This is a genomic window from Rudaea sp. (assembly GCF_036560865.1).
Taxonomy (GTDB): Bacteria; Pseudomonadota; Gammaproteobacteria; order Xanthomonadales; family Rhodanobacteraceae; genus Rudaea.
In genome coordinates this window covers 1-26,125 of sequence record NZ_DATBQK010000019.1, presented here as the reverse complement: position 1 = coordinate 26,125, position 26,125 = coordinate 1, and the positions used below count along the sequence as shown (strand labels likewise).

The window sequence follows — 26,125 nt, the reverse complement described above, 5'->3', positions numbered from 1 at the left end:
GATTTCAACCTGCTCGGTACGCAGAGTTCGTCGGCGATGAACATCATCAATGGCCAGACCACGTCGAAGCTGATCTGGGCCGTGGGTCTCGAACCCAAGCATGCCGGAACGTTCAGCATACCCGCGCTCAACGTTGCTGGCGCGCAGACCCAGCCGCTAAGCCTGACCGTACGCGCCGGCAGCGGCACCACCGGCAAGTCGGGCGACGATGTATTTCTCGAAGTGAACACGGAACCGCTGACCCCCTACGTGCAGCAGCAGGTGCGCGTGACGGTCAAGCTGTTCTACGCATTGAATTTGACCGACGGTAATCTGGAAGATCCGCACGGCGACGGTCTCAACGCGCGCAAGCTCGGCCAGGACGCGGCCTACACCGCCGATGTGGACGGACGCCACTATCGCGTGCTCGAACGTCACTACGCGCTCACCCCGGAGAAGAGCGGTGCAGTGACGATGGCACCGATCGTGTTTCGCGGCCATGCGGTCAATCCCAACGACATCAACAGCTTTTTCACGCGCGGCCACGGCGTATCGGCGCAGGTTGCCGGCACAACCTTCGATGTGCGCCCGCGCCCGCCGGGTTCCGGTAGCGATGCGTGGCTGCCCGCACAGTCGTTGACCCTGAGCGCCGATGGCGTCGATGCGAGCAGTGCTGCGCGTGTCGGCGAACCGTTGACCCTGACCCTGCACCTCAAGGCGCAGGGGCTCGGCTTCGAGCAGCTGCCCGAGTTGAAATTGCCGAAAATCGACGGCGCCGATATCTATCCCGACAAGGAGACGACGCAGAACCGCGACGACGGCGACTGGCAGTTCGGCGAGCGCGCACGAAAATTTGCGATCGTGCCGAACCGGCCGGGCACCTTGACCCTGCCGGCGCTGAGCCTGGCCTGGTGGGATACCCAGCACGACCGCGCGGCCAGTGCGGAACTGCCGGCGCTGAGGCTCAACGTCGCGCCTGCGGTCGCCGGTACGTCTCCCGCGAATGTGCAAAATGCTACAAATGCAGCAAATGCGACAAATGCGACATCACCTGCCACGGTCGCGACAGCGCCGGCTGTGGATGCCTCTGCAAGCGGCGAATTGCGCACTTGGCGCATGCTGGCCTTGGTCGCTTTGAGTTTGTGGGTGCTGACCGTGATCGGCGGATTGGCGTGGTTGCTGCGGCAGCGGCGCCGTACAGCGACAGCGCCACTGGCCACCTTGCCGGTGAATATTTCCAGTGCCAACGCACGCAAGGCCTTCAATGGCGCCTGTGCCCGCGACGATGTACGCGCTGCGGCGCGCGGGTTGCTCGCTTGGGCGCGTACCGAAGGCAGCACGGCGCGCACCTTGGGTGACCTTGCGCGCGCACTCGGCGATGATGCGCAACGCACCGCGCTGCTCGAATTCGAGCACAGCCTGTACGGCGCCGGTAGTGCAAGCGGCAGTGGTGAACGTCTTGCCGTTGCATTTCGCGACGGGCTAGTGTTCGCTTCCCGGCCTGCTGCGGTTTCGGTCTCGCCATTGCCGCCGCTATATCCATTCGCCGTGCGCAAGGAATCGGCTGCGCCGACGTTGCATTGATCCTGTGGCAAGCGACTTGCTCAAGTGGTGCAGTCGCAGACATCGACACCCTGAAGCGCCGCCATCGCAGGATTGGCGCAATCCAGCCCGCGCGGACGCTGGCCTTGGAGATGTGGTTTCGCGTGAGCTGCCTTGCATGGTTTCTGGATTCCGGCATTCCCTGCCGGAATGATGAATCAGGTGTCGGCCGCAGTCATGTAACATCGCCCGGGTTTGTGACTCACGCCGGGGTTGGACGATGAAACTTGCACTGCATACGCGCGTATTGATCGGATTCCTGGTCGGGACGATCGGCGGCGCGCTCGCGTTCTGGTGGACGCAGCATGGCGGCGATGCGGCATGGGTCAACGCCTTCGTCGAGACGATCGCACAACCGGCTGGGCAGCTGTTCCTGAAATTCCTCAAGATGCTCGTGCTGCCACTGATGTTCTCGGCGCTGGTCGTCGGCGTGACCGAGATTGGCGATATCGCGAGCCTCGGCCGCGTCGGCCTGCGCATGCTGATCAATATCGTGATCGTGACCTCCATCGCGATTGCGGTCGGTCTCATCGTGATCAATCTGATCCAGCCCGGCGTCGGCTTCGATCCGGCAATTCGCGACAGCCTGCTCGCCGCAAACTCCGCCAGCGCACATGAAATCACCGCGACCAAGCCGTCGCTGTCCGGCGTGAAGATCATTCTCGGTATCGTGCCGGACAATCCGATCAAGGCCGCCGCGGACGGCGATTTTCTCGCCGTGATGTTTTTCGCGGTCATGCTCGGCATCGCGCTGGTGCTCAGGCAGACGCCGGCGACGGCGACCTTCAGGGGCACCGTGCAGGGTCTGCTCGATCTGGTGATGAAGCTGATGGAACTCATCATCCGGCTCACGCCGTATGCGGTCGCTGCGCTGATGTTCTCGCTGACCGCGCGCTTCGGCACCGACATCCTCGGCCGCCTCGGCCTGTACGCGCTGAGCGTGATTCTGGCGATCACGATCCACATGTTCATCGTGCTGCCGCTGTGGGTGAGGTTTTTCGGCGGCATGAGTCCGGCGCTATTTTTCCGCGGTAGCGAAGAGGCGATCCTGACCGCATTCTCCACCGCCTCGTCGACCGGCACCCTGCCGACCACGCTGAAGGTGGCCGAAGAGAATCTCAAGCTGCCGCCGCAGATCGCGCGCTTCGTACTCACGATCGGGGCGAGCGCCAACCATCACGGCACGGCGCTGTTCGAAGGGTTGACCACGCTGTTCCTCGCGCAGTGTTTCGGCGTCGACTTGAGTATCGGCCAACAGGTGATCGTGGTCGGGCTGTGCATCGTCGGTTCGATCGGCACCGCCGGCGTGCCCGCCGGATCGCTGCCGGTGATCGCAGTGATCCTCGGCTATCTGCACCTGCCGCCCGAGGGCATCGGCATCATTCTCGGCGTCGATCGTTTCCTCGACATGTGCCGCACCGCGCTCAACGTGACCGGCGACCTTGCCACCGCAGTGGTGGTGTCGAAGGGCAGCGGGGATATTGCTGTTCCTCTCGCATCGCACTGATTTCGCTCGCACGCAGAGCGCCCCCATCCGCCTCCGGCACCTTCCCCCGCTTCGCAGGGGAAGGGATAGCAAAAAAACCGGCAATCCGAATCCTTCCCTGCGTCAGCGGGGAAACATCGGCAGGATTGCCGATGTTTGCAGCGAATGCTGCCCGCAGGGCGAGCCATATGGACATGGCGAGTACAAGTGGCGGCAGCCGGAAGGGGGTATCGAAGTGTAGAAGGCGCGACAATGCGCGCCGTGATCAGCGACAATAGCGCTACCGCAATCACCAAGCGGGCGCATTTTCATTCCACTGTGAGTCCAACCATGCCGAGTCGCAGAGAGCTGGCCAATGCAATCCGCGCGTTGTCGATGGATGCGGTCGAGGCCGCCAAATCCGGTCATCCGGGTATGCCGATGGGCATGGCCGACATTGCCGAGGTGCTGTGGAACGACTTCCTCGCGCACAACCCGGCCAATCCGAAGTGGCCCGCACGCGACCGCTTCGTGCTCTCGAACGGGCATGGCTCGATGCTGCTGTATTCGTTGCTGCACCTGACCGGATACGATTTTCCGATCGAGCAGCTCAAGCGCTTCCGCCAGTTGCACTCGAAGACGGCGGGGCATCCGGAAGCGAGCGAATTCGCGGCGATCGAAACCACGACCGGCCCGCTCGGCCAGGGACTTGCCAACGCGGTCGGTTTCGCGCTCGCCGAGAAGGTCATGGCGGCGCGCTTCAATCAGCCTCCCGGCCCTGATCTAGAGCGTCTGGACATTGTGGATAATTATACTTATGTCTTCGTCGGCGACGGCTGCCTGATGGAAGGCATCTCGCACGAAGTCGCCTCGCTCGCGGGCACGCTGCACCTGAACAAACTCGTTGCCGTGTACGACGACAACGGCATCTCGATCGACGGCGAAGTGCACGGCTGGTTCACCGACGACACGAAGAAACGCTTCGAGGCGTACGGCTGGAACGTGATCGCCGGCGTCGATGGACATGATGCCGACGCGGTCAAGGCAGCATTGCAACAGGCACGGCAGAGCGCCGACAAACCGACCCTGATCTGCGCCAAGACGATTATCGGCTTCGGCGCGCCGAACAAGCAGGGCACCGAGGCCACGCACGGCTCGCCGCTGGGCAAGGACGAAGTCGCCGCCGCGCGCGTGCAGCTCGGCTGGAACTATCCGCCGTTCGTCGTGCCCGATGAAATCTACGCGGGCTGGAATGCGAAGGCGAAAGGCGCGGCACGCGAAGCCGCGTGGAATGACACCTTCGCAAAGTACAAAACCGCGCATCCCGAACTCGCCGCCGAATTCGAGCGCCGCGTCAAGGGCGATTTGCCGGCAGATTTCCACGCGCATGCCGACGCATTTATCCGCAAGCTACAGGCCGACGGTCCGGTGGTCGCCTCGCGCAAGGCCTCGCAGATGACGCTCGATGCCTACGGTCCGCTGTTGCCGGAACTGATCGGCGGCTCGGCCGATCTTGCGCCATCGAACCTCACGATCTGGAAGGGTTCCAAGGACGTCAACTCGAACGACGCCAAGGCCAACTACGTGCACTACGGCGTGCGCGAATTCGGCATGACCGCAATCAGCAACGGCCTCGCGCTGTACGGCGGATTCATTCCCTACGACGCGACCTTCCTCGTCTTTTCCGACTATGCGCGCAACGCGGTGCGCATGTCGGCGCTGATTCCGTCGCGCGCGATCCACGTCTACACACACGATTCGATCGGGCTCGGCGAGGACGGCCCGACCCATCAGCCGATCGAACATCTGGCGAGCCTGCGCCTGATCCCGAACAACCATGTCTGGCGCCCCTGCGATGCGGTCGAAAGCGCGGTGGCGTGGAAGGCGGCGATCGAGCGCAGGGAAGGCCCCGATTGCCTGATCTTCTCGCGCCAGAATCTGCCGCATCAATTGCGCAGCGAAGAACAGATCGGTCTGATCGAGTTGGGCGGCTATGTGCTCAGCGATCCGCCGAGCGCGAAGTTCGATCTGATCCTGATCGCGACCGGTTCGGAAGTCGGCCTGGCGATGGATGCGATGCGCGTGCTGCAGCAGCAAGGCATCGGCGCGCGCGTGGTGTCGATGCCCTGCGCGGAAGTGTTCGACCGCCAGCCACTGGCCTACCGCGAAGGCGTGCTGCCGGGATGGTGCCGCAAGCGTGTCGCGGTCGAGGCGGGCGTCACCGCGTACTGGCGCAAGTATGTCGGACTCGACGGTCTGGTCATCGGCATCGACCGGTTTGGCGCTTCCGCGCCGGCCGAAGCCTTGTTCAACTACTTCGGTTTCACCGTCGATGAAGTTGTCGATGCGGCGAAGCGCTTGCAGTGACCAGCGCGTTCTTGCGTCCACACACGGGAAGATTGCGGAACCCACGACTGCCGAGCGCGATCTTGATTCGACAATAACCGGCACGGAGGCATTGCGCGTGCGTTCGAGTGGTCTGACAGCGGGATTGAAAATCGCGGCCTTGCTGATGTGTCTGCCGACCGCGGCACGCGCGGCCGACGATGCGGTGCTGCACGCGATGCAAGCGGAGCTCGCGCGTTCGCAGGCGGTGTATTTCAAGGCCAAGGTGCCGGCCTATTTCATCGCCTATCGCATCAACGACGACGAGCACCTGGAAATGAATGCCGAATTCGGCACGCTGACCAACAGCGCGACGCTGCACACACGTTCGCTGAATGTGGAAATGCGTACCGGCGACTACAAATTCGACAATACCCACCCGACGCAGACGCCCGGCAGCGTGCCGAGCTACGCACGCGGCAGCAACTCGCAGCGCATCGGTCTGGACAATGACGAGCGCGCGATGCGCACCGAGATCTGGAGCGCGACCGACGGCGCCTACTGGCGCGCGGTGGAGGAGCTCGCCAAGATCAAGGCCGATGCGGCAGTGCAGACCGCAGCCGAGGACAAATCCGACGACTTCAGCCGCGAGACGAAGCTCGAACTGATCGAGCCGACGCTCGACTACAAACTCGACATCGACGCCTGGCGCGAAAAAGTAAAAAAATACAGCGCACCGTTCCGTGCGGATACGAAAATCTACGCGGCGCGCGCCGGCCTCAGCGTCGCGCGCACGACGCGCTGGCTGGTGACCAGCGAGGGCACGCGTGTGCGCCACACCGAACTGACCTTTCTGCTCGACGTGCGCGCCGCGACCAAGGCCGACGACGGCATGGACCTGCCCGGCATGGTGCGCTTCGTCGCGAGCAAACCCGATGCGTTGCCGGACGACGCCACCGTGCTCGCGGCGGTCAACGGATTGATGGTCGAACTCAAGGCCTTGCGCGATGCACCGATCGCCGGCGCCTACGAAGGTCCGGCGATACTCGACAATCGCGCGGCCGGCGTGTTTTTCCATGAAGTCGTCGGCCATCGCCTCGAAGCGCATCGGCTGCGTGACGAAAGCGACGCGCAGACGCTGAAGAAGAAACTCGGCGAGCGCATCCTGCCCGCTTCGATATCGATCGCTTTCGATCCGACGCGCACCGATTTCAACGGCCAGGCCCTGATGGGTGGCTACGCGGTGGACGACGATGGCGTGCGCGCGCGGCGCGTGCAGGTGGTCGAGCACGGCGTGCTGAAAAATTTCCTGCTCGGGCGCACGCCGATCGAGGGCTTTTCGCATTCCAACGGACACGGGCGCTCGCAGCCCGGCTACCGTCCGGTCGCGCGCCAATCGAACATGCTTGTCGATGTCGAGGCGCCGATCGACTACGCCGCACTCAAGCAGAAATTGCTGGCCGAGATCGCCGAGCAGCACAAACCCTGGGGCTTGATCATCCGCGATCTCGACGGCGGCTTCACCGAAACCCAGCGCGTCAGCACCGGCGGCGCCAAGCTGCTGCCGACCATGGTCTATCGTCTGTATCCCGACGGGCGCGAAGAACTCGTGCGCGGTGTCGATCTCGTCGGCACGCCGCTGACCTTGCTCGCAGAACTCGAAACCGCCGATGGCCGTTTCGGTGTGTTCCACGGCTGGTGCGGCGCCGAGTCCGGTTTCGTGCCGGTGTCCACCGTCGCGCCGGATCTGCTGATCCGCCGCATCGAAGTGCAGCGCAAGCCGAAGTCGCAGGATCGCCCACCGATTCTGCCGGCGCCGGCCACGGAGGCGCGCTGATGCGCACGCCGGCTCTCGCGATGCTGATCTTGCTGGCGTGCGCCCAGACTGCGTGCGCCGATGATGTGGTCGAACGCGCCATGCACGACGAATTGACGCGCTCGCTCACGCAGCTGAAGCTCGATGGAGGCTCCAAGCCCTACTTCATCGCCTATCAGGTCGAGCAGCTCGATCAGCTTGAGGTGGAAGCATCGCTCGGTGCGGTCGGATTTTCCGGCCAGCGCGGTTTGCGCATCGGCAGCGTCGATTTGCGCGTCGGCGATGCGCAACTGGATTCGAGCCGCATCGCCGGTCGTCAACCGGTCCGCGTCGAGTTGCCGGTCGAAGACGACTACGGCGCGTTGCGGCGCAGCTTCTGGCTGGCGACCGATCAAGCCTACAAACGCGCGGTCGAGGATCTTGCCGCCAAACGCGGGGTGCTCGCCGCGCACGACGAACAGGATCGCCAGCCCGATCAAACACCCGCCCCGGTGCTGCACATGACCGACGCGGTTGACGATGTCGGGCAGCGCACGGGATTCGACCGCGAACGCGCGCAGACCATCGCCCGCGATCTGTCGCGTGTGTTTATCGACTATCCGCAAATCGAACAATCGCAAGTCTGGGTTTCGCAGATCTATCGCCACGTCTATTTCGAGAACAGTGACGGCAGCGTCAGCGAGCGGCGCATTCCCGAACTCAGCTTCGGTGCCGCGGCGCGCGCGCGCGCGGACGACGGCTTGTCGGTTTGGGACTACGACCAAATCAACGTGCGCGATTTCAATCAATTGCCGGCGTCGGCGCAGTTGACGCAGAGGCTGCGCGATCTCGCCCAGCGCGTGATCGCGCAACGCAAGGCGGTCAGACTCGCCACCGACTATACCGGCCCGATTTTGTTCAGCGGCAAGGCGGCGGCGAATCTGTTCGGCGGTCATTTCGCGCCGCAGCTCTGGCCCGCACCGCGCACCTATTCGAATCAGGGCATCAGCGCGGCGACCGGCACGTTCGAGCGGCGCACGGGCTCGCCGGTGCTGCCGCCAGGCGTCAGTGTCAGCGACGACCCGCTGCGCGAGAGTTTCGGCGAGCAGGCATTGTTGCCTGCATTCCGCGTCGACGACGAAGGCGTGGCCGCGGTGAAGAAGGATCTCATTGTCGACGGCCGTCTCAGGCAGGTGCTGTGCACGCGCGCGCCGGTCGGCAAGCATTGCAGCGCAGGCAACGATCGGGGCGGCGTCGCTCTCGCTTCCACGCTGAGCTTGAGCGCGACGCAAGCAAAGGACGACGCGGCGCTGCATGCCGATCTCATGCGCATGGCCGGCGAAGCCGAGCAGCCCTATGCGCTGGAAGTTGAAGAATTGATGAGCGCCGAAGCTCTGCAGCGCCTCGTGAGCGGCAGCAATCCAACCTGGATCGGCAATCTCAATCAAGGCGAAGTGGTGCTGCGCGCCACCCTGCATTATCGCGACGGGCACGATGTGCCGGTGCGCAACATACGCCTGGGCAGCGTCGATCTGCGCGACTTCCGCATGATCGTCGGCTTCGGCGACACGCCGACTTTGTATACTAAACCTATGTCCGGCGATCGCCAGGTCGCATTCATCGCACCGTCGCTGCTGTTCGAGGAATTGACCGCGGGCGACGATCGCAGTAGCACGGTGAAACCGCCGCTGCTCAAGAGTCCGATGGCGCCCTAGATTCCTCCGGCGCGTGCGTCAATTACACGCGCGAATACGCCCAGCTCTGCATGCGCCCGTCGCGATACGGCATCACGCCATGGAAGGCGCGCGGATCGGCATCGAAAACCAGCGGCAGGAAATGGCGATCGCCTTCCCACAATGGCAACGATGCCAGTTTTTCCACGTCCACCCATTCCAGCGTGCCTTCCGCGTTGCGCTCAAGCGGCTCGCCGCGAAAACGTGTGACGACGAACAGAAAACCGAACCAGTCCTCGCCGTGCTTGCCGAAACCCGGCCAACTGATCGTGCCGCGCAGATCCAGATCGAGGCAGTCGATACCGGCTTCTTCTTGAATCTCGCGGCGCATGCCGGCGACGACGTCCTCGTGCGCTTCGAGCTTGCCGCCCAGACCGTTGTACTTGCCCAGATGATGATCGCCCGCGCGCGTGTTGCGATGGATCATCAGCACGCGCTTGCGATCCGGCGAGAGCACGTAGCCGAGGGTGGCGAGAATCGGGGTGTAGGGCATGGACAAACCAGGCGATTGCGGCAAGCTGGATTATTGCAAACCGCCGGGCAAATGGGCGCTTCCGGACCTTAACCACGTTTGCCGAAAATTCCGTTCGCCCTGAGCCCTTCGGCAAGCTCAGGACAGAAGTCGAACGGCACCGGCCAGGCCGCTTCGACTTCGCTTGCTGCGCAAGCTACGCTCAGCGCGAACGGTTCTTTTGCATTTCAAACTAGATCACTATCGGAAAACTAGGGTGCTTGACATTTGAATTTACAAGCGTAATCTGTATTTCAATTACAGACGTAATTGGAAGCGACGATGCCGATCAGCGATGCCGAAAGCGTGGTGATGGATGTGCTCTGGCGGCGTGCGCCGCTCAGTGCCGACGATGTCGTTGCCGCGCTTGCCGCGAGTACCGATTGGCAGGAGCCGACGATCAAGACCCTGCTCAATCGGCTGCTCAAGAAGCGCGCGATCGCGGCCGAACGCGACGGCAAGCGTTATCTGTACCGGCCGCTGCTCAAGCGAGCCGACTACGTGCATAGCGAGAGCAAAAGCCTGCTCGACCGCCTGTTCGATGGCCGCGTCGCGCCGCTGGTCGCGCATTTCTCCGAACGGCGCAAGCTCAGCAAGAAAGATCTCACCGAACTGAAACGGCTGATCGAGGAGCTCGATCATGACGCATGAAATTCTTGCGTTGCTCTGGCGCAGCACGTTGACAACCAGCATGGCGATCTGCGTCGTGCTCGCGTTGCGTTTACCATTGCGGCGCTGGCTCGGCGCGCAGGCGGCCTACCTGGCGTGGACGCTGGTTCCACTTGCGGCAGTTGCGGCGCTGCTGCCGGCGCCTCTGCGGCCGATGGCGATCATGCACAGCTTCGTGCTGCCGGCGCCGCAGGCGATCGTCGCTCCAGTTGCCGCGAACGCATCGGCGGCAACTGCCACGGCAATGGCAAACGTGCATGCTGCGTTCGATCCGACCGTGTTGCTCGTGCTCGGTTGGCTGATCGGTATGCTGGCGATGTTGCTCTTCCTGGTGCAGCAGCAACGGCGTTATCTGAAGAATCTTGGAGCGCTGTCCAAGGCGGATGCGGGAACCTGGCACGCGCAGAACGCGGACACCAGCCCCGCTCTGATCGGCGCATGGCGACCACGCGTCGTGCTGCCCGGCGATTTCGAATCGCACTACACGCCACGCGAGCGCGAACTGGTGCTTGCGCACGAGCGCATGCATCTCGTGCGCGGCGATGCGCAGATCAATGCGCTGGTCGCCGCCCTGCGTTGTCTGCAATGGTTCAATCCACTTCTTCACCTTGCCGCATCGCGCTTGCGTTTCGATCAGGAACTGGCCTGCGACGTCGCGGTGATCAGCCGCTTTCCGGAAGCGCGCCGGCCGTATGCCGACGCGATGTTGAAGGTGCAATTGGCCGGCGAAGCGCGGCAGGAGCTGCGCTTGCCGGTTGGTTGCCATTGGCCGTCCGGCCATCCCTTGAAGGAGAGAATTCGCATGTTGAAGCAACCTGTACCTGCGCGCGAGCGGCGTGCGTTCGGTGCCGCGATCGCGCTGATGCTGAGCGCCGGCGGCAGTTATCTGGCCTGGGCCGCGCAGCCGGCCGCAGAAGCTGACAATCTTGCGGATCAGCGCATCGAAGTGTCTAATGTAAAGCTGACCGTCGATGGGGCGAGCGTGATCGACGACGGTCCAAGTGGCATTATCTTCCGCGCTGGAGATCCTCCAGCGGCGATGAGCGGTGGTGACGAAACCGGTCATCCCATTTTGGTGGAATTTGTCGCCAAACCACTGGCCGACGGTCGCATCGAGGTATCCGCACGAGTCAAGCGCGACAACGGTCCAGCGGCGCAACCCGAATTGCTCGCTACGCTGCCGACCGTGATCGCGACATCGGGACAGCCGATGCATGTCGAATCAAGCAAGGAGTTGTCTGGCCACGATATTCAACTCGATGCACTGGTCAGTGCGCATGCGGCGGATTTCCGCTGCGAAGAGTCAATCGGCGAGACGCTGGGTCACGAATTATTTGCGATCACCTTCAGCGAGCCTCTTGCGCAGGATTGGATTGCCACCGGCGAGCGCGTGAGCATCGGGGCGGTTTTCCTTTCTCAAGGCAACCCCGCCGAGTTTTTCCGCGGCTACGGGCCTGCACACGACGTAATCAAGGTTGACCTGAAGCCGGGAAGCCAGGGCGAATTTGAAATCGCTTCCACATGGCTTCGCGCGGGGATCGTCGAACAAACGTCGACTACGCGCGTCAGGCAAAACGCACCGGCGCAGATCAAACTCGCCGACCCATCCGGCGGACCGGCATTCGAGCTCAGCTATACCCTGACGAAGACGAAGGCCGAGGATCTGATTCCCAAGGAATGCCAGGCGGTAGCAGAGAAATTCCCGGTCGTGAGAATCAGTTCGAATCCCAAGAATTTGCATGTCATCGTCGTGCGCGCGCTGATCGACACGAACGGACGCGTGCAGGACGCCGCGCTGGCGGGAGTGTTTCCTTTCCAGAGCAAGCCGCGACCCATCGACCAGCAGGCGCTGGATGCGGTGAAAAATCATCAGTTCGCACCGATTGCCAAGGGCGATCAACCGACGTGGGTGTTGGTGCCTGTGCCAGTTGATTTTCACGGCCCGAATGGTTTGGAAATCGATATCTCTGGCTAGCGGTCGCGTGTCTGCGTGCGATACGGATTGTCCTTGAGATAGCCGTCGGTCAGGGTTTTCATGAAGGCAACAACGTCGTCGATTTCGACGTCGTTCAAACGCGGCGTCGCGCCGAGACGTTGATCGGCGAAAGGCGGATCGTGATTGATGTTGGCGTGATAACGCGCGGGCAGGTCGTCGTAAGCGATGACCTTGCCGTGCGCATCCTTGGCGTACCAGCGCTGCGGCGCGATATCGCGCGTGACGTAGAACGCGACGACGTCGCGCAGACTGTGAAATTTACCATTGTGGAAAAAAGTACGGCGCAAGGCGACATTGCGCAGCGTCGGCGTGCGGAACAGGCCACAGAACGCGGGATCGTTCGCCTTGTCCCGGCGCAGCGGGCCGCAGGCACCGAGGTCGAAAAATTTTGGGTCGCGATTGCGCGGCAGACCTGAGTTGCGCGGCACGCCGAGCGCGATCAAGCCATAGTCGGACAGCGCGGGCGGAGTGCCATCGAGGCCGCGCCGGCTGATATGGCATTGTGCACAATTACCCTTTTTTGCATCGTTGAACAGGGTGAGGCCGCGTTTTTCCTGCACGCTTAGTTGAGTGCGGCCGGTCAGGAAGGCGTCGTACTTGCTCGTGTACGGACTGAACTCGGCGTAGTCCTCCTCAAACGCGCCAAGCGCCCGCACGACGGCCTTGAAGGCAGCGTTGTCATCGGCGAGTACCCGATCGCCGAGCGCAGCGCGCAGCAGATGCGCATAGCTCGCCTTGCGCACGGCGGCGGCGACGCCCGCGCGCGTGTTCGCCATCTCATTGGCGTCGGTCAGCGGAATCTCGGCTTGCTGCGCGCCACTGTCGACACGGCCGTCCCAGGTCAGTCCGCCGGTCGGACCGTTGTCCACGGAGTCGTCGCGCTCCTCCTCGGAGTCGTGATAATGATTGTTGTATGGCGGCACGCGATTGAGATAGGTCAAGGTCGGCGGTGCACGCAGACCTCGCTCGCGCAGATCTTTTCCACCTGGCTGCACGTCGAGCGCGTTGGGCGGGTTGTAGCGCAGCGCCGGGTCGTGGCAGCTTGCGCAGGATTGCTTGCCCGAGCCGGAAAACGCCGAGTCGGAGAAGATCCGTTTGCCGGCCGTGCGCAGCAGGAGCGTACGCTGGTACGCTTCATGGTATGAAGATGCATTCTTCACTGCAGACGGTTCGGCCGCCGGCGCACAAAACCCCGCCAGCAGCGCCGGTAGCAGAAACAACGTACGTCGCCGCAGATGCATGGATGAGTTCGCACAGGAAAAAACAAGCAGATCGACCTAGGATATCGCCGATGCACCAGTTCAGATATGTTTTCGCTTTCGCCATACTCGCGGCTCTTTCCGCCTGCCAGACCGCACCCAGCGGTGCGCCACAGCAGACCGCCGCGAATCCTTTGGCGAAGAAATCGCGTCTCGACGCGATCAAGACGATCGTCGTGATCTACGCGGAGAATCGCTCCTTCGATCATCTCTACGGCCTGTTTCCGGGCGCGAATGGCCTGCAGAATCTGAGCAGCGCGCAAACGACCCAGCTCGATCGCAACGGCTCTCCGCTCGCAACCCTGCCGCCGGTGCCGGGCGAGGGTCTTACCGATCCGTCCGATCCGAAACAGATCACGACCGAGGCGACGCGCGGACATCCGAACCGGCCGTATGCGCTGGACGATCCGAATGGTTACGGCGTCGGCTTCGACTACAAGCTGCACGATCTCGTACATGCGTTCTACCAGAATCAGATGCAGATCGATGGCGGCCGCAACGACAAGTTCGCCGCATACAGCGACGCGGGCGGCGAGGTGATGGGCCAGTTCGACGGCTCGAAAATGGCGCTGTGGAAAATCGCGCACCAATACACGCTCGCAGACAATTTCTTTCAGGGCGCGTTCGGCAGCTCGTTCCTCAATCATCAATATCTGATCTGCGCCTGTGCGCCGTTCGACTTCAAGACCGAGGCCGATCCGAAAACCTACACGAACAATATCTCGGTGGTCGACGCCGACGGCGTGAGCCTGACGCTCGATCCGAACGGTCCGGCTTCGGCGCTCGACGGGCCGCCGAGGTTTGTTCGTTACGGCGTGCTCACGCCGGACTTCTACGCTGTGAACACGCTGCAGCCGCCGTATCAGCCGTCGGGCAATTCGCCGGCCTTAGGCGGCGATAAGCGCTTCGCCGATGCGCAGAAACCCAACACTCTGAGTCCGCAGATTGCGGCCACGATTGGCGATCTGCTCAACGATGCAGGCATCAGCTGGGCCTGGTATTCGGGCGCATGGCAGATTGCGCTGGACGGCGGTGTAGCGCTGACGGAAGTCGTGTTCCAATATCACCACCAGCCGTTCAACTATTACGCGAACTACGCGCCGGGCAAGGAGGCGCGCGCGCAGCATCTGCGCGATGGCGGGCTGGACGGCGCCAACCTCATCGCCGATATCGATGCAGGCAAGCTGCCGCAGGTGACGTTCTACAAGCCGCAAGGCAGCCAGAACCAGCACGCGGGCTACGCGACCATCAGCGCGGGCGATGCGCATATCGCCGAGGTGATTGCGCATCTGCAGAAAAGTCCGCAGTGGCCGCACATGGTCGTCGTCGTCACCTACGACGAGAACGGCGGCTGGTGGGACCACGTCGCGCCGCCGAAGGGTGACCGCTGGGGACCGGGCACGCGCATTCCCGCGATCATCGTCTCGCCATTCGCCAGGCGCGGCTATGTCGATCACACGCAATACGATACGGGTTCGATCCAGCGCCTGATCGATCATCGCTTCGGGTTGAAGCCGCTGCCCGGCATCGAGCAGCGCGACGCAGCGCTGCGCGCGAACGGTCAGGCCCCGATGGGCGATTTGACCGGCGCATTGAACCTGCCGCGCTGATCGAAGGCGAACCTGACCTGCGGCAATTCGCCCCAACGCGGCTGCGCCAGCGCCGGTGCAAGCCGTTGCGTTTCCGCAATGCGAATGCGACCGAGTATCGTGCGCGTAGGCGCCGGAGCGCGGTAACATACCGTTCCTCACCCCCATACGTCATCGTCAGGAGACCCGCTCATGCCCGTGAAAGTCGCGATCAATGGTTATGGCCGCATCGGCCGCAATGTGCTGCGCGCGCTGTACGAATCCGGCCGCAACCACGAAATCGAAATCGTCGCGCTCAACGATCTGGGCGACGCGGAAACCAACGCGCATCTGACCCAGTACGACACCGCGCATGGCAGGTTTCCGTTCGAAGTAAAAGTCGAAGGCGGCGATCTCGTGATCAAGGGCGACAAGATCAAGGTTTGCGCCGAACGCGATCCGGCCAAGCTGCCGTGGGGCGCGCTTGGCGTCGATGTGGTGCTCGAATGCACGGGCCTGTTCACCTCGAAGGCCAAGGCCGGCGCGCATATCGCTGCGGGCGCGAAGAAGGTGATCATCTCGGCGCCGGGCGACAAGGACGTGGACGGTACCTTCGTGCAGGGCGTGAACCACGACAAGATCACGGCCAAACACGAGGTGATTTCGAATGCCTCGTGCACGACCAACTGCCTGGCGCCGCTGGCCAGTGTGCTGCACGAGAAGATCGGCATCGTGCACGGTCTGATGACCACGATCCATTCGTATACCAACGATCAGGTACTCACCGACGTGTTTCACAAGGACTTGCGCCGCGCACGTTCGGCGACGATGTCGCAGATTCCAACCAAGACCGGCGCCGCCGCCGCAGTCGGCCTCGTGCTGCCGGAATTGAACGGCAAGCTCGACGGTTTCGCGATGCGCGTGCCGACGATCAATGTCTCGGTCGTCGACCTCGTTTTCGTCGCCAAGCGCGCGACCACGCACGCGGAAATCGACGCGGTGGTGAAAGAAGCCAGCGAGGGCCGGCTCAAGGGCATCCTCGGCATGAACACCAAGCCGCTCGTCTCGGTCGACTTCAACCACAATCCACTGTCATCGATCTATGATTCGACGCAGACGCGCGTGATCGACGGTACCCTGGTCAAGGTGCTGAGCTGGTACGACAACGAGTGGGGCTTTTCCAATCGCATGCTCGACATGACGCTGACGCTGGCCAACGCCAAGTGAAGGAAGGCAGCCTGTGTAGCGAGGCTGCCATATTGAACCCACGGCGAGACAACGAGTGAGGACATGGCTGGATTGATCAGATTGTTCTTGCTGGCGGGGTTGCTCGTTGCCGCACAGGCGTTTGCGGCAACGAGCATGAATTTCCATCTCGAAGATCGTCTCGCGAAACTGCTTGATGCGAGCGCCCCGGCCGCCGAACGTGAGCTTGTACTCGATCAATACAGGAAAGACGCGCTTGCAGGCGATATCGCGGCGCAGTATTTCATAGGCAACCTGTATCGGCTCGGCAACAAGCTGCCGGGCAACATCGTCGCGCGCGATCCCGATCAGGCGTTCCGCTATCTGAGCAACGCCGGTGCGCACGGCTTCATCATCGCGATGGCGAAGACCGCGGAGCTCGAGCTCGAATTGAAGAAGCCCTACGAGGCGATGCTCTGGACCCAGTTGTACGGACATTACGAAGGCTATGGGGACGCCAAGGTGGACGCAGCCAACCATCGCCCGCGCACCGGCGGTTACTACGCCAACCTCCTGCATCGCACGTATGCCGTGTTTGGCAGCGATGCCACGCAGACGCAAGCGATGCAGGCCGACTTTCAAGCCTTTATCGAACAACATGACGCCGAGATCCATGCCGGCATGGTTTTGGGCCGCGACGCGCGTGCAGCGCCGGAGCAGAAGCCCCGGCCCGCGCCGCAGAAAATCAATTTCAGCTCGCTCAAAGCTGGCCTTCCGGCGCATGCACAGGACGATCTCGGCGAATTCGTCGTGGCGTTTTCTGCCGATGGCAAAGTCAAACGAGTATTTTTGTTCGACTGCACTCCCGATATCGCAATGGGACCCGAATTGAGTTCCGCGATGTTGCGCATACAGGCTGAAGCGACAACGGATCAGGACGGTCTGCGCTATGCCTGGGTATCGTTGAACATGCAGGGTTACGGAACCGAGCGGATACTGAACGGGTATTGATCGCCAGGTACGACCAGAGCCTTGAAGATTGATCAGGCTATCGTCAACATCCACAGTCACTGCGGAAGGCAAGAGGACGGGCGATGGATTTCTAGCGCATCGTTTGCGTATTGCTTGTGCTGTTCGGCGCGTCTTGGGGTATCACCAGGGTGGATTAAAACAAGCTGCCCGAACTTGCACGTTTTCTCGACAAAACCACGCCGCAACAAGAGCGCCAGCAGATTTTCGCCGCCTGGCGCGAGAGCGCTTTGGCAGGCGATCCCGACGCGCAGTACGTGGTGGGTTCGATCTACCGGCGCGGCGACGATGCGCAGCCGCCTGTCGCGCGCGATGCCGATCAGGCACAGCGTTATCTGAGCACGGCGGCGGCGCACGGTCGCGTGTTTGCGATGGCCAAGATGGCCGAGCTTGAACTCGCCGAGGATCGCCCGCTCGATGCGATGATCTGGACGCAGATCTATGGCTATTACCGCGGCTGGGCCGGCACCGCGAATCCCGGCGACTACGGCGAGCACAACGAGCGCCAGCCAACCTTGTACTACGAGGATCTGCTGCGCCGCGTGTCGGAGCGCGCCAAGAAAAAACTCGGCGATCAGCAGACGCCGCTGGTCGTGCAGCAGGTCAATGCGTTCATTGCCGCTGCGTGCACAACAGGGGTACGGTATTTCGCCGCGCTGGACCGGGCCGCAGGCGAAGTTCGTGAACGCCAAAGAATTTCGTCGCGTAAACATTCCGACCGGGCGGCGCAGCATGGCTTCGGAGTGGGTGCTCGAATTCACCGCCGACGGCTCGGTGAAAAAAGCCGAACCCTTCGATGCGCTGCCGATTTTCATCGCCGCCAACTCGCATCACGGACTGGTGACGCAATACGAAACCGACAATGCCGGCAACGCAGCGCGGAGCGTTTCGCGTTGAAAACCGTCGATCTGAAAAAATCCGATTGGCCGCTCGGGCCGACGCTTACCCGCTGACGGTCCGCCTCGATCTGCTTCGCAGCGCCTCCCTCCCCACTCCAACGCCCCGGCTCCACGAGCCGGTTGGCGGCATGCGTCCTGCCCGTCGGGCGGAGTGGTCGATGGCGCCGACAGATTGCCGCTGCAGTTGCCTGTAATTTCTCCGAGCGAATACGGAATGAGTAGCCGGGTCGGTAGCAGAACGCTCCGACCGCAGTGACTTCAGCGGCAAATTGTTCTCAATCTATCGGAGGAAATGATCCATGAATACTCGAATGATGGTCGCAACCATGTCGGTCGCGCTCGGTGTGGCGGGGTCAGTCTTCGCGACGCATGCCAGTGCGTGCTCTGTTTCTGCTCTCCGAGCGGCAGCTGAACCGGGAAGTGCGGCAGCGCTGGCGGCTGCCCAGTTCAAGGCGGCAACCCTGGGCAATGTCGCATCCGCCCAGCAGAACAATTCAGGCAACGCACATGGATCGATTGTTGGGTTTTGGAGGTTCGCTTTTACGGCGTACGACGGCGTCACCTCGCTAGATTGGGGATTCCAGCAATGGCATTCCGATGGTACGGAACTCACCAATTCCGGAGGGCACCCGGCGGTAGGTGGAAATTTCTGCATGGGTGTATGGGAACAGAAGGGTGGCGGTGCGTACAGCCTCAATCACTGGGCGATAGCTTGGGGGGCTGCGCCGCCATTCGATCCGCTAGTCTTGACCGGTTTGGTCCACATCCGCGAAACGGTCACCGTCGATAAAACCGGTAACTCCATGACCGGCTTCGTTACCCAAGACTTGTACGCTGCGGATGGAATAACTTTGTTGGCACCGGACATCGGCGACGGTACGGTCTCGGCTACGCGTATTACGCCGACTAGTTTGCCGTAAGGCCATACGTGGATGGCGCCAGTGCAAATCGGTGCACGATGGGTGGCAGCGCGCAGGGAGTGCGCGCTGCCCGGACGACGAACACCGTCATTCGGGGCCAGTCTGGTGCAACTCTTTTTTCGACGCGATCGTCTCGATCAAGGCGATCTGCAGGCGCGAGTGCAGCTTGACCAGCGTACGCCACAGCAAGGTGAGGATCAGCGCACCCATCAGCAACACGGCGACCAGCAGTTCAGCCGGCGGCAGGATCGATGAGCTGAGCGCGCTGACCAGCAACAGCATCGCCGCAGTGGACACGGCCGGAATCACCTCGGCGAGCACGCGGCGTACGCGCTCGTTGCGCCGGCCTACACCCGGCACGCTGACTTCGGCGAGCATCATTGCCAGCGCCTTGAGCTTGCGGTAGGCGGCGATCAGGAATGGCAGCGACAGGATCAGCGCCGCGCTCCAGATCGCGGTGTGCTGGAAATTGCGGTTCGGCAGCCAGCGATTGAGGTCGAGAAAGTCGGTGCTCGCAACATACGCGCCCGCGCCGAAGATCGCGGCGACGAGGCAGAAATTGACGAAGGTCTGCAGCAGGATCCGGCGCACCATCGCCGCAATCACCGCGCGGTCGCCCTCGAAGCGCAGACTTTGCAGCCAGTTGGTATACATGTGCAGAATATTGCGAAATCCACTCGGCACGCTGGCGCGCAGGCGCCGCGCGAGCGGGTCGGCCGCGCGCATCAGGTACGGCGTCAGCAGGGTCGTGATCGCCGATACCGCGACCGCGATCGGATACAGAAACGCACTGGTCACCTTGAGCGTGGTGCCGAGCGTGGCGATGATGAACGAGAACTCGCCGATCTGCGCCAGGCTCATGCTGATGCGCATCGAGGTACGCCCGCTCTGGCCCGCGACGAATGCGCCGAAGGTGCGCGCGAGCACCTTGCCGACGATGACGACTGTCGTGATCACGGCGATCGGGCCGGCATATTCGACCAGCACATGCGGGTCGAGCATCAGGCCGATGGTGACGAAGAACACTGCGCAGAACATGTCGCGGATCGGTTCGATCAGATGCTCGATGCGGCGCAGCGCGCGCGCCTCGGCGATAATTACGCCGATGACAAACGCGCCCAGGGCGACGCTGTAGCCGAGCTTGACCACCAGCAGGCAGAAGCCGAACAGCAGGCCGAGCACGCCGACCAGCAGCATCTCGTTGTGGTTGAAGCGCGCGACGAAATCGAGCAGGCGCGGCACGGTGAGGATGCCGATTACCAGCGAGGCGACGAGGAACACGGTCAGCGTGCCCAGCGTGCGCAGCGCGACGAAGCCGTCGACCGTGCCGGTGCTGGCGACGCTGGACAGCACCGCGATCATGCCGACCGCGAGCACATCCTCGACGATCAGGATCGCGAACACCGACTGCGCGAAAGCCTCGCGGCGCAGGCCCAGATCGTCGAGCGCCTTGATCGTGATCGTGGTCGAGGAAATCGACAGCATCGCGCCGAGGAACAGCGCGTCCATCGTGCGCCAGCCGAAGGCGAGGCCGATCTCGTAACCGAGCCAGAGCATCATCACGATGCCGGTCAGCGCGGCGACCAGCGCCGTGGCGCCGACCTGGCGCAGACGTTTCACGCTGAATTCCAGACCCAGCGAGAACAGCAGGAACACCACGCCGAGCTCGCCGAGGGTGTGGATCGTTTCCTCGTCGGTGACCAGCGAATACGGCGGCGTATGCGGGCCGATCAGCACGCCGGCGACGATGTAGCCGAGCACCACGGGCTGGCGCAGCAGGTGAAACACGACCGTCACCACGCCTGCCATCAGCATGATGATGGCAAGGTCATGGATGAATGCGATCGTGTGCATGGAAGCTCGTGCGGCGGTCCGTGACTACATCTTGGCGGAGCGATAGCGGTTGCGCAACGTCGAGTTGTCATTCCGGCATGGAGTGCCGGAATGCAGGCGCCATGGACGGCAGGTGGCGGACATCGAGGACTCAAATTTCGGCAGAAACCCAACCATGCAGGTTGCATTCGAGTATTTCCGTGGCGACGGCGGGGTTGACGCCGCCGCATGAGTCATGATGAAATAGACGTCTAAACACCTAGACGTCTGTAATTGGAGCGTATCATGCTGGCGCCACCGACCGAGTTCCCCGATGCGCTTGCCGATCCGCAATCGGCTCCCGAAATTCGGCGCGGACACCGCGCGCTGCGGGATATTCATCTGGCCGTGATCGGTGCCAGCGGACGTGTCGGTAGCCGCTTGCTCGAGCTGATTGCGGCGCAGGAAGGCACATGGCACGCGGCGGGCGTCGATCCGCGCATTGTCGGCGTCGCCAATTCGCGCCAGGCACTGATCTCGCTTCCAGGTATTGGTGCGGCGAATGCGGTCGCGCGGCTGCGCGCGGTGACGTCCGAGCCGACTGCCGCCGCTGCGTTTGCCGAGGCACTATTACATCTGCCGGCACGGCCCCTGATCGTGCTCGATTGCAGCGCCAGTGCGGACGTCGCCGCGCGCTACCCGGACTGGCTCGCGGCCGGCATCGATATCGTCACGCCGAACAAGCTCGGCCCGTCCGCGGACAAGGCATTGGCGGCTGCGATCGCCGCCGCGCAAAAGGCGTCCGGCACGCATTTGTACGATGCGACCACGGTTGGCGCGCAGCTGCCGTTGCTGTCGACGCTGCGCGAACTGCAGCGCGCTGGCGATCGCGTCGAGCGCTTCGAGGCGGTGCTGTCAGGCACGCTGTCCTATGTGCTCGGCCGTGTGCAGCAGGGCGAGGCGCTGTCCGCCGCGGTGCGCGGCGCGGTCGCCGAAGGCTATGCCGAACCGCATCCGGCGCGCGATCTGTCGGGTGAGGACGCCGCGCGCAAGCTCGTGATTCTGCTGCGCGCGCTTGGCCATGATCTGGACCTCGCCGATATCGAATGTGTGCCGCTGGTCGATGCGCAATTGCTGGCCGAGCCCGATCCTGCCCGATTCCTGCACGGCCTTGCCGGCGCCGACGACACCTGGCGCGCGCGCGCCGCACTGGCGCAGGCGCGCCGCGAGTGCTGGGTGTATCGCGCGAGCTTCGATCAAGCGGATGGCCGCGCGCGCATCGCGCCCGAGCGTGTGCCGCTCGACCATGCACTGGCCCGGCTTGCACCCTGCGAAAACAAACTGATCCTGCACAGCGCGTTCTATCGCGCTGCGCCGCTCACGGTTTCCGGTCCGGGTGCCGGCATCGACCTCACCGCCGCGGGCGTGCTCGGCGACCTGCTCATCGCCACACGGCGCTATGCCGTGCAACCCGCTGCGACGACCGCTTCGTCGCAGCGCATCGAGGCTGCGGCGTAGGCACGCGAGCGCAAGCTGACAGCTTGCGCCGGCTGTGCGATTTCGCCGCAGCGCATTGGCTGGAAACCGCCGATGCTGCGGTTAGAATGCGGATTCGAGTTCTCGCTCCAAGGAGCAGCGCATGGCCATTCTTCGCATGACCCACCTGGATCTCGCCGGCAAGCGCGTGCTGATCCGCGAGGACCTCAACGTGCCGCTCAAGGATGGCAGGATCAGCGCGAGTCAGCGCCTCGAAGCTGCGCTGCCGACGATCAAGCTCGCGCGCGATGCGGGCGCGCGTGTGATGGTGATGTCGCATCTGGGCCGGCCCAAGGAAGGCCACTTCAAGGAATCCGAATCGCTCGCGCCGGTTGCGCAATGGCTCGGCAACGCACTCGGCAAACCGGTGCCGCTGCTGCGCGATTATCTCAATGGCGAAACGATCGATGTCGATCCGGGCCAGGTCGTACTGCTGGAAAATTGCCGTTTCAACGTTGGCGAGGAAAAAGACGACGCCACGCTCGCCGAGCGCTACGCGATGCTCTGCGAGATTTTCGTCATGGACGCGTTCGGCACCGCGCATCGCGCGCAGGCCTCGACGCATGGCGTGATCCGGCGCGCGCATATCGCCTGCGGCGGCCCCTTGCTGATGGCCGAACTCGATGCGCTGGGCAAGGCGCTCGAGCATCCGAAGCGGCCGCTGCTCGCGATCGTCGCCGGCTCGAAGGTTTCGAGCAAACTGGAATTGCTGCAAAGCCTGATCGGCAAGGTCGATCAGCTCATCGTCGGCGGGGGCATCGCCAACACGTTCATCGCCGCGGCGGGTTACGGCGTCGGCAAGTCGCTCTACGAAGCCGATCTGATTGCGACCGCGCTTAAAATCATTGCCGATGCGAAAGCGCGCGGCGCGGACGTGCCGATTCCCGAGGACGTCGTCGTCGCGGCCGAGTTCAAGGCCGACGCGCCGGCGACGGTGAAGAAAGTCGCCGACGTTGCTGCCGGCGACATGATTCTCGATATCGGCCCAGCCACGGCGTTGCGGTACGCGGCGCTGGTCGAGAAAGCCGGCACGGTCGTCTGGAACGGGCCGGTCGGCGTGTTCGAGTTCGATGCGTTCGGCAAGGGCACGGAAACGCTCGCGCACGCGATCGCCAGGTCGCAGGCATTTTCCATCGCTGGCGGCGGCGATACGCTCGCCGCGGTGGAAAAGTACAAAGTGGAAAAAGCGATTTCGTATATTTCCACGGGCGGCGGCGCATTCCTCGAATTTCTCGAAGGCAAGGAATTGCCGGCCGTGGCTGCGCTCAGGGCTCGCGCCTGACGTTGCGCCTCGCGGTGTTCGATTCCGGCGGCACTCGGTCGCCGGACGCACGCCCCAACGCCATTGCTATTGATTAAGCTCAGGCGCAGCCGCACGCTGCGTTGTGCTGATATATTGTTATCGATGCCATGAGCAGCAGTGGGTATTCCGGGAGGAAGGATGCAAGCGCAAGTCCGCCGTACCAAGATTATCGCCACGCTGGGGCCGGCCACTGACCGCCCTGGCGTGCTCAAGCAGATCATCGCCGAGGGTGTCGACGTGGTGCGCTTGAATCTGTCGCATGGCACCGCCGAGGACCATCAGCGGCGGGCGAAGGAGGCGCGGGAAGCCGCCGCCGAACTCGGCCGCGAGGTCGCCGTGCTGGCCGATCTGCAGGGCCCGAAAATCCGCATCGAGAAATTTTTCGCCGGCCCGGTGATCCTCGAACCCGGCCAACCTTTTGCCCTGGACTGCCGCTCTGAAGCGCCGCCGGGCGATGTCACGCGCATCGGCGTGAGTTACCTGAATTTGAACAATGATGTAAAGGCGGGCGATATCCTGCTGCTTGACGACGGCCTGATTTCGCTGCAGGTCGACATGATCGACGGCACCACGATCCGCACAACCGTGCTTGCAGGCGGCGCGCTTTCCGACCGCAAGGGCATCAACCGCCAGGGCGGTGGCCTCTCGCTGACTGCGCTGGCCGAGAAAGACAAGACCGACATCAAGATCGCCGCGCAGTTGAATGCGGATTTCCTGGCGATATCGTTCGTCAAATCCGCGGCGGATATCGAGGAGTCGCGCAAGCTCATGCGCGCGGCCGGCGGCAGCGCGGCGATGGTCGCCAAGATCGAACGCAGCGAGGCGATCGGTACGGCGCTCGCGGGAATCATCGACGCCTCCGACGTGGTCATGGTCGCGCGCGGCGATCTCGGCGTCGAGATCGGCGACGCCGAGCTACCGGGCATCCAGAAGAAAATCATCCGTGAAACGCTGGCGCGCAACAAGGTCGTGATCACGGCGACGCAGATGATGCAGTCGATGGTCGAGTCGCCGATTCCGACGCGCGCCGAAGTGCTCGATGTCGCCAACGCCGTGCTCGACGGCACCGATGCGGTGATGTTGTCGCAGGAAACCGCGGCGGGCAAGCATCCGGAAAAGGCGGTCGCGGCGATGAGCCGCGTCTGTCTCGGTGCCGAGCGCCAGTTCGAGCCGAAACCGAATCTGGACATGGTCACGCGCATCGACCGCGTCGATCAGGCGATCGCGCTGGCGGCAATGTATACCGCCGGCCATATCGGCGTGCGCGCGATCATCGCCTTGACCGAGTCGGGCGGCACCGCACAGTGGCTCAGCCGCTACCGTTCGCTCGTGCCGATTTACGCGCTGTCGCGCCGCCAGGGCGCACGCCGGCGCATGATGATCTATCGCGACGTGACTCCGGTGGCCTTCGATGCGCACGGCGTCGATCCCGCGCACGCGGTCAAAGCCGCCGTGCAGCACCTGTTCAATCTCGACTATCTGACCGAAGGCGACCGCGTGATCCTGACCACTGGCGATCACACCGGCCAGCACGGCGGTACGAACACGCTCAAACTCCTGCGCGTCGGGCCGGGTGGCGTGGCGGAAGGGCTTGGGGATTTGTAACGAAACAGATTAGGAATGCGTGGAGTCGTGCTGTACTCGCCCCTATCGGCTGCCGCCACTTTCCCCCGCTGCGCAGGGGAAAGATTCCAGGTACGCGTGCTTTTTTTCCATCCCTTACCGCTGCGTAGCGGGAGAAGGTGCCGAAGGCGGAGGAAAGGGGCGTTTTGACTTTCAGCTTCCGTGCTTCTCCATCCCCGCGCGGTGCTTCTCGAACCAGCCGATCGTATACAGCACCTGGTCGAGCATATTGCTCGGCCGCGTATTGATTTCGTGCGAGGCGCCGGGGATGCGCAGCATCGCGGTATCGACCTTGCGCAGTTTCAGCGCCTGATAGAACTGTTCGGCCTCGCTCGACGGCGTGCGGTGGTCCGATTCGCCGGTGATCATCATCGTCGGCGTTTTCACATTGGCGACATAGGCGATCGGCGAGCGTTTCATATAGTGCTCGGCGTTGTCCCACGGCATACCCGGGAACCAGTACTTCGCGAACAGCGAATAGAAGTCGCTCGTCAGCACGAAGCTGTACCAATTGATCACGGGCTTGGCCACGACCGCAGCGCGGAAGCGATCGGTATGACCGACGATCCATGCGGTGAGCACGCCGCCGCCGCTGCCGCCGGTGACGAAGAGGTTGCTCGTGTCGATGCTGCCGCGTGCGATCACTGCGTCGGTGACGCTTATGAGATCGTCGTAGTCCTGGCCCGGATACGCGTTCTCGATCAGGTTGGCGAACTCGCTGCCGTAGCTCGTGCTGCCGCGCGGATTGCAGTAGACGACGACATAGCCCTGCGCTGCGTACAGCTGCGTTTCGGGCGCAAAGCGTGGGCCGTAGTTGGCAAACGGCCCGCCGTGAATTTCCAGCAGTAGCGGATACGACTTGGCCGGATCGAAGCGCGGTGGCTTGACGATCCAACCCTGGATCGTGCGGCCGTCG

20 protein-coding genes are annotated in these 26,125 nt (G+C 63.0%); 15 read left to right on the top strand and 5 right to left on the bottom strand.

The window, feature by feature from the left end:
* From VIE67_RS02000 to VIE67_RS01980, 5 genes are all read left to right on the top strand, one after another.
* Window positions 1-1,563: BatD family protein (locus VIE67_RS02000; RefSeq protein ID WP_332022768.1), on the top strand; the 1,563-nt coding region annotated here is incomplete at its 5' end.
* Between the two features lie 238 nt (window positions 1,564-1,801).
* A complete protein-coding gene (locus tag VIE67_RS01995; RefSeq protein ID WP_332022766.1) occupies window positions 1,802-3,088 on the top strand; it encodes a dicarboxylate/amino acid:cation symporter in 1,287 nt (428 codons plus the stop codon).
* 309 nt (window positions 3,089-3,397) lie between these two features.
* On the top strand, window positions 3,398-5,413 hold the full coding sequence (gene tkt, locus VIE67_RS01990; protein ID WP_332022764.1) for a transketolase: 2,016 nt from the start codon (window positions 3,398-3,400) through the stop codon (window positions 5,411-5,413).
* Window positions 5,414-5,510: 97 nt separating this feature from the next.
* Window positions 5,511-7,208 carry a metallopeptidase TldD-related protein gene (locus VIE67_RS01985; RefSeq protein ID WP_332022762.1) on the top strand — a complete coding sequence of 566 codons (1,698 nt, stop codon included), beginning with the start codon at window positions 5,511-5,513 and terminating at the stop codon, window positions 7,206-7,208.
* A complete protein-coding gene (locus tag VIE67_RS01980) occupies window positions 7,208-8,881 on the top strand; it encodes a metallopeptidase TldD-related protein (protein WP_332022760.1) in 1,674 nt (557 codons plus the stop codon). Before VIE67_RS01985 ends, VIE67_RS01980 begins: the two co-directional genes overlap by 1 nt.
* Before the next feature lie 22 nt (window positions 8,882-8,903).
* Here the strand turns inward: VIE67_RS01980 and VIE67_RS01975 are convergent, their stop codons facing one another.
* Window positions 8,904-9,392: an NUDIX hydrolase gene (locus tag VIE67_RS01975; protein ID WP_332022758.1), complete on the bottom strand. Its 489-nt coding sequence runs from the start codon at window positions 9,390-9,392 to the stop codon at window positions 8,904-8,906.
* 300 nt (window positions 9,393-9,692) lie between these two features.
* On the opposite strand from VIE67_RS01975, the gene VIE67_RS01970 reads away from it, so the two are divergent.
* Both VIE67_RS01970 and VIE67_RS01965 read left to right on the top strand, forming a co-directional pair.
* Window positions 9,693-10,061 (top strand): BlaI/MecI/CopY family transcriptional regulator, encoded by a 369-nt coding sequence (locus VIE67_RS01970; protein WP_332022756.1) that lies wholly within the window; start codon window positions 9,693-9,695, stop codon window positions 10,059-10,061.
* On the top strand, window positions 10,051-12,054 hold the full coding sequence (locus VIE67_RS01965; RefSeq protein ID WP_332022754.1) for a M56 family metallopeptidase: 2,004 nt from the start codon (window positions 10,051-10,053) through the stop codon (window positions 12,052-12,054). The genes VIE67_RS01970 and VIE67_RS01965 overlap by 11 nt, the downstream gene beginning before the upstream one ends.
* On the opposite strand, the gene VIE67_RS01960 is transcribed toward VIE67_RS01965, so the two are convergent.
* Window positions 12,051-13,316, bottom strand: a complete 1,266-nt coding sequence (locus VIE67_RS01960; RefSeq protein WP_332022752.1) for a cytochrome-c peroxidase — start codon at window positions 13,314-13,316, stop codon at window positions 12,051-12,053. The genes VIE67_RS01965 and VIE67_RS01960 overlap by 4 nt on opposite strands.
* Before the next feature lie 50 nt (window positions 13,317-13,366).
* On the opposite strand from VIE67_RS01960, the gene acpA reads away from it, so the two are divergent.
* The 3 genes from acpA (at window position 13,367) to VIE67_RS01945 (ending at window position 17,098) form a co-directional block, all read left to right on the top strand.
* Window positions 13,367-14,944 carry an acid phosphatase gene (gene acpA / locus VIE67_RS01955; RefSeq protein WP_332022750.1) on the top strand — a complete coding sequence of 526 codons (1,578 nt, stop codon included), beginning with the start codon at window positions 13,367-13,369 and terminating at the stop codon, window positions 14,942-14,944.
* A 171-nt stretch (window positions 14,945-15,115) separates the two neighbouring features.
* Complete coding sequence (gene gap, locus VIE67_RS01950; protein ID WP_332022748.1) at window positions 15,116-16,129, top strand: type I glyceraldehyde-3-phosphate dehydrogenase; 1,014 nt, start codon at window positions 15,116-15,118, stop codon at window positions 16,127-16,129.
* Between the two features lie 63 nt (window positions 16,130-16,192).
* Complete coding sequence (locus tag VIE67_RS01945; RefSeq protein WP_332022746.1) at window positions 16,193-17,098, top strand: hypothetical protein; 906 nt, start codon at window positions 16,193-16,195, stop codon at window positions 17,096-17,098.
* A gap of 56 nt (window positions 17,099-17,154) precedes the next feature.
* On the opposite strand, the gene VIE67_RS01940 is transcribed toward VIE67_RS01945, so the two are convergent.
* A complete protein-coding gene (locus VIE67_RS01940; RefSeq protein ID WP_332022744.1) occupies window positions 17,155-17,808 on the bottom strand; it encodes a hypothetical protein in 654 nt (217 codons plus the stop codon).
* On the opposite strand from VIE67_RS01940, the gene VIE67_RS01935 reads away from it, so the two are divergent.
* Together VIE67_RS01935 and VIE67_RS01930 are read left to right on the top strand one after the other, a co-directional pair.
* Window positions 17,798-18,013: a hypothetical protein gene (locus VIE67_RS01935; RefSeq protein WP_332022743.1), complete on the top strand. Its 216-nt coding sequence runs from the start codon at window positions 17,798-17,800 to the stop codon at window positions 18,011-18,013. The two genes, VIE67_RS01940 and VIE67_RS01935, sit on opposite strands and share 11 nt — an antisense overlap.
* Window positions 18,014-18,314: 301 nt before the next feature.
* Window positions 18,315-18,935 (top strand): hypothetical protein, encoded by a 621-nt coding sequence (locus tag VIE67_RS01930; protein ID WP_332022741.1) that lies wholly within the window; start codon window positions 18,315-18,317, stop codon window positions 18,933-18,935.
* Window positions 18,936-19,022: 87 nt separating this feature from the next.
* Here VIE67_RS01930 and VIE67_RS01925 read toward each other — a convergent pair whose 3' ends face one another.
* Entirely contained in the window at window positions 19,023-20,789 is a 1,767-nt protein-coding gene (locus VIE67_RS01925; protein WP_332022739.1) for a cation:proton antiporter, read from the bottom strand.
* Between the two features lie 264 nt (window positions 20,790-21,053).
* Between VIE67_RS01925 and VIE67_RS01920 the strand changes: the two genes are divergently transcribed.
* From VIE67_RS01920 to pyk, 3 genes are all read left to right on the top strand, one after another.
* Complete coding sequence (locus tag VIE67_RS01920) at window positions 21,054-22,265, top strand: homoserine dehydrogenase family protein (protein ID WP_332022737.1); 1,212 nt, start codon at window positions 21,054-21,056, stop codon at window positions 22,263-22,265.
* Window positions 22,266-22,386: 121 nt separating this feature from the next.
* Complete coding sequence (locus VIE67_RS01915; protein WP_332022735.1) at window positions 22,387-23,565, top strand: phosphoglycerate kinase; 1,179 nt, start codon at window positions 22,387-22,389, stop codon at window positions 23,563-23,565.
* Between the two features lie 159 nt (window positions 23,566-23,724).
* Complete coding sequence (gene pyk / locus VIE67_RS01910) at window positions 23,725-25,191, top strand: pyruvate kinase (protein ID WP_332022733.1); 1,467 nt, start codon at window positions 23,725-23,727, stop codon at window positions 25,189-25,191.
* Window positions 25,192-25,362: 171 nt separating this feature from the next.
* Here the strand turns inward: pyk and VIE67_RS01905 are convergent.
* The coding region (locus VIE67_RS01905) for an alpha/beta hydrolase family protein (protein WP_332022731.1) at window positions 25,363-26,125 on the bottom strand (763 nt) is incomplete at its 5' end.